Consider the following 3,629-nt stretch of genomic DNA (forward strand, 5'->3'; position numbering starts at 1 on the left):
GGCGAGTCCGCCCCGGCTCCGGCTCCCGTGGCCGCGGCCGCACAGCTGCGGCAGCGGATCGCGGCGGCCGGGCTCGTGCCGGGGGAGCGACTGGGAGAGGTGGCGCTGGCCGCCGAGCTCCAGGTCAGCCGCAACAGCTTGCGCGAGGCGTTCACCATGCTGGCCTCGGAGGGCCTCGTGGAGCGACGGCCGCACCGCGGGGTGTTCGTGACGGCGCCGGGTCCGGAGGACGTGCGTGGGCTGTACCGCACGCGTCGGGTGATCCAGCTCGGCGCCCTCGAGCACGGTGAGCTCACCCCCGGCGCGGCGCGCCAGCTGCGCTGTGCCCAGGACCTGCTCTCGGGCGGCCCGGACACCCCCGCGCGGGTCCTGGGCGACGCCAACCATCGCGTCCACGTCGGCATCGTGGACCTGGCCGGCGCCCCCGAGCTCACGCGGCTCATGGCGTCGGTGCAGGCCCGCGTGCGCCTGGCGTTCCACCCCATGGACGAGCAGACGCGCCTGCACGTGCTGTTCGCGGACCGCAACCGGTGGATCGTGGAGCGGCTGCTGGCCGGCGACCTGCCCGCGGTGCACGCCATGTTCGGCGACTACCTGGACGAGGCGGAGCAGTTCGTCCTGGCGCACCTCGCCGCCGCGGGGGACTGACCGCCTCCCCGGGCCCGGACGGTCACGGGACCTGGAACATCCGGTCCGGCAGGTCCGTGATGAGCATGTGCCCGGGAGCGTGGGTGATGGCCAGCGGCGGGCGGGACTCCATGATCGCCGCCTGCGGCGTCACCCCGCACGCCCAGAACACGGGCAGGTGGCCCTGCGGGACCTCGACGGCGTCGCCGAAGTCCGGTGCCGACAGGTCCGTGATCCCGAGGCCGGCCGGGTCGCCCACGTGCACGGGCGCGCCGTGCACCGCGGGGTAGCGGGAGGTGATGCGCACGGCGTCGGCCACGCGGTCGGCGGGGATGGGGCGCATCGAGACCACGAGCGGGCCCGAGAGGCGGCCCGCCGAGGCGCAGCGCCGCGTGGTGCGGTACATCGGCACGTTCACGCCGGCGTCCTGGTGGGCCATCCGGATGCCCTCGGCCACCAGGGCGGACTCGAAGGTGAACGAGCAGCCGATCACGAACGTCACGAGGTCGTCCCGCCACACGTCGAGCAGATCCGTGGGGCGGTCCGTCTCGACGCCGTCGCGGTACACCACGTACTGCGGCACGTCCGTGCGGACGTCGCCGTCCAGCGCGGGGCCGTTGACCTCGCCGGCCTCGAACACGCCGAGCAGCGGCAGGGCCTGGGGGTTGCGCTGGGCGAAGAGCAGGACGTCGTAGGCGTGGTCCTGCGGGATCGAGACGAGGTTCGCCTGCGCGTAGCCGTCGGCGATCCCCGAGGTCGGCCGCACGAGCCCCGCGCGGAACCGCTCGCGGGCCTGCGCGGGGGTCGTGGCGCCGTCCAGCGGCGGCAGCGGCGTCGTCGTGGTCATCTCAGGCACCGGTGATCATCTCGACCATGGGGATGAACCCGCGCACCGCGATGAACACGGAGACGATCCACGCGAGCGCGCCGATCACGAGCAGCCACCCGGGGTAGCGGTAGCCGTGCAGCAGGTCGCGGCGGCGCCAGGCCACGTACAGGAGGGCGGCGAAGCCGACCGGCAGGATCATGCCGTTGAACGCGCCGGCGAACACGAGCAGCGTCTGCGGGGCCTGGCGCAGCGCCAGGTAGAGGGCGGTGCAGACCACGATGAAGGCGACCGTCAGCAGGTTGCGGGTGCGGGCGCTGGTGGTGGAGCGGGTGACGAAGCTGATCGAGGTGTACGACGCGCCGATCACGGAGGTGACGGCGGCGGCCCACAGGACGATGCCGAACATGCGCAGGCCGATGTCGCCGGCGGCGGCCTGGAAGGCGGAGGCGGCCAGGTTGTCCTTGGACAGCACCGCCCCCGAGGCGACGACGCCGAGGATCGCCAGGAACAGGAGGGCGCGCATCAGGCCGGTCACGAGGATCGAGGCCACGGAGCTGCGGGTGATGTCCTGGACGTCGTCCACGCCCTTCACTCCGGAGTCGATCATGCGGTGGGCACCCGCGTAGGTGATGTAGCCGCCGATGGTGCCGCCCACGAGGGTGACGATCACGAAGAAGTCGACCTCCTCCGGCATCACGGACTGGCGCAGGGCCTCGCCCACGGGCGGGGCGGAGGTGATGGCCACGTACAGCATCAGCAGGATCATGACGGCGCCGAGCGCCACCACGATCCGGTCCAGGGCCACGCCGGCGCGCTTGGAGAGGAAGATCAGCAGCGCGATGAGCGCGGAGACGCCGCCACCGATCAGGGGGTCGACGCCGAGCATGGCGTTCGCGCCGAGGCCGGTGCCGGCGATGTTGCCGATGTTGAAGACCATGCCGCCGAGGAACACGAGCGCGGCGAGGACCCAGCCGAGGCCGGGCAGGACGCGGTTCGCCAGCTCCTGGGCGCGCATGCCGGAGACGCCGATGACGCGCCACACGTTCATCTGGACGGCGATGTCGATGAGGATCGAGACCAGGATGGCGAACGCGAACGCGGCGCCCATCCGGACGGTGAACGTGGCGGTCTGCGTGATGAAGCCGGGGCCGATGGCCGAGGTGGCCATGAGGAACATGGCGCCGAGCAGTGCGGTGCGCCGGGTGGCGCTCGCGGCACGGGAGTCCGTCTTCGGTGCGGTGCCCGAGGGGGTCGCGCCGTCCGGCCCGGCGTGGGGGATGTCTGCGTGGGACACGGTGGTCACCTTCGTCGAGGGCGCCGGGCGAGGTGACGGGCGTCACGAGGCGCTGGGGGAGACGGTAGCTGTTGTTGAACAATCCTGGCAACAGCGAGACCGGGTGTCGTGGCGTCCCCGTCCGAAGGAACGCCTCACCTGTCTGGCGCGCCCCGCCCGGCGCCGCGAGCATGGAGACATGTCGCACACGTCTGAACAGTCCTCGCCCCTGGCAGATCAGCTCCCGCCGGGCGGTCCCGACGAGCCGCACGCCACCGGCGGCGTGCATGCCCGCCTCAACTGGCTCCGCGCGGGCGTGCTCGGTGCCAACGACGGCATCGTGTCCGTCGCGGCCACCGTCGTCGGTGTCGCCGGTGCGACGACGGCGTTCACCCCGATCCTGCTGGCCGGCGCCGCGGCCGTGGTCGGCGGCGCCTTCTCCATGGCGCTGGGCGAGTACGTGTCCGTCTCCTCGTCCTCCGACTCGCAGAAGTCGCTGATCGCCAAGGAGCGCCGTGAGCTCGAGGAGGATCCCGAGGGTGAGCTGGAGGAGCTCGTGCAGCTCTACGAGGCGGACGGCCTGAGCCGGGCCACGGCCGAGGCCGCCGCGCGGGAGCTCACCGAGAAGGATGCGCTCGCCGCGCATCTGCGCATGGAGCTGGGCATGGCGGAGGAGGACGTCGTCAGCCCGTGGGCCGCCGCCGGGGCGTCCTTCCTTGCGTTCCTCGTGGGCGCGCTGCTGCCCTTCCTGACGGTCGTCCTGGCGCCGGTGGGCCTCCGCGTCCCGTTCACGTTCGCCGTCACCCTCGTGGCCCTCGCCGTCACCGGCTGGGTCGGGGCCCGGCTCGGCGACGCGCCCGCGCTGCGGGCGGCCGTGCGCGTCGTCCTCGGCGGCGCCCT

Annotated in this window: 4 protein-coding genes; 2 read left to right on the top strand and 2 right to left on the bottom strand. The window is 73.1% G+C overall.

Going from position 1 to position 3,629, the window contains the following annotated elements; genetic code table 11:
• A partial coding sequence (locus tag HMPREF3105_RS09480; protein WP_083325328.1) for a GntR family transcriptional regulator occupies positions 1–648 on the top strand: 648 nt, incomplete at its 5' end.
• Positions 649–670: 22 nt separating this feature from the next.
• On the opposite strand, the gene HMPREF3105_RS09485 is transcribed toward HMPREF3105_RS09480, so the two are convergent.
• Both HMPREF3105_RS09485 and HMPREF3105_RS09490 read right to left on the bottom strand, forming a co-directional pair.
• Entirely contained in the window at positions 671–1,483 is an 813-nt protein-coding gene (locus tag HMPREF3105_RS09485; RefSeq protein ID WP_070709385.1) for a putative hydro-lyase, read from the bottom strand.
• Positions 1,476–2,759: an NRAMP family divalent metal transporter gene (locus HMPREF3105_RS09490; protein WP_070709387.1), complete on the bottom strand. Its 1,284-nt coding sequence runs from the start codon at positions 2,757–2,759 to the stop codon at positions 1,476–1,478. The genes HMPREF3105_RS09485 and HMPREF3105_RS09490 overlap by 8 nt, the downstream gene beginning before the upstream one ends.
• Positions 2,760–2,928: 169 nt before the next feature.
• Between HMPREF3105_RS09490 and HMPREF3105_RS09495 the strand changes: the two genes are divergently transcribed.
• A partial coding sequence (locus tag HMPREF3105_RS09495; protein WP_070709389.1) for a VIT1/CCC1 transporter family protein occupies positions 2,929–3,629 on the top strand: 701 nt, incomplete at its 3' end.

Source organism: Micrococcus sp. HMSC31B01 (genome assembly GCF_001816085.1).
GTDB classification, from domain to species: Bacteria; Actinomycetota; Actinomycetes; order Actinomycetales; family Micrococcaceae; genus Micrococcus; species Micrococcus luteus.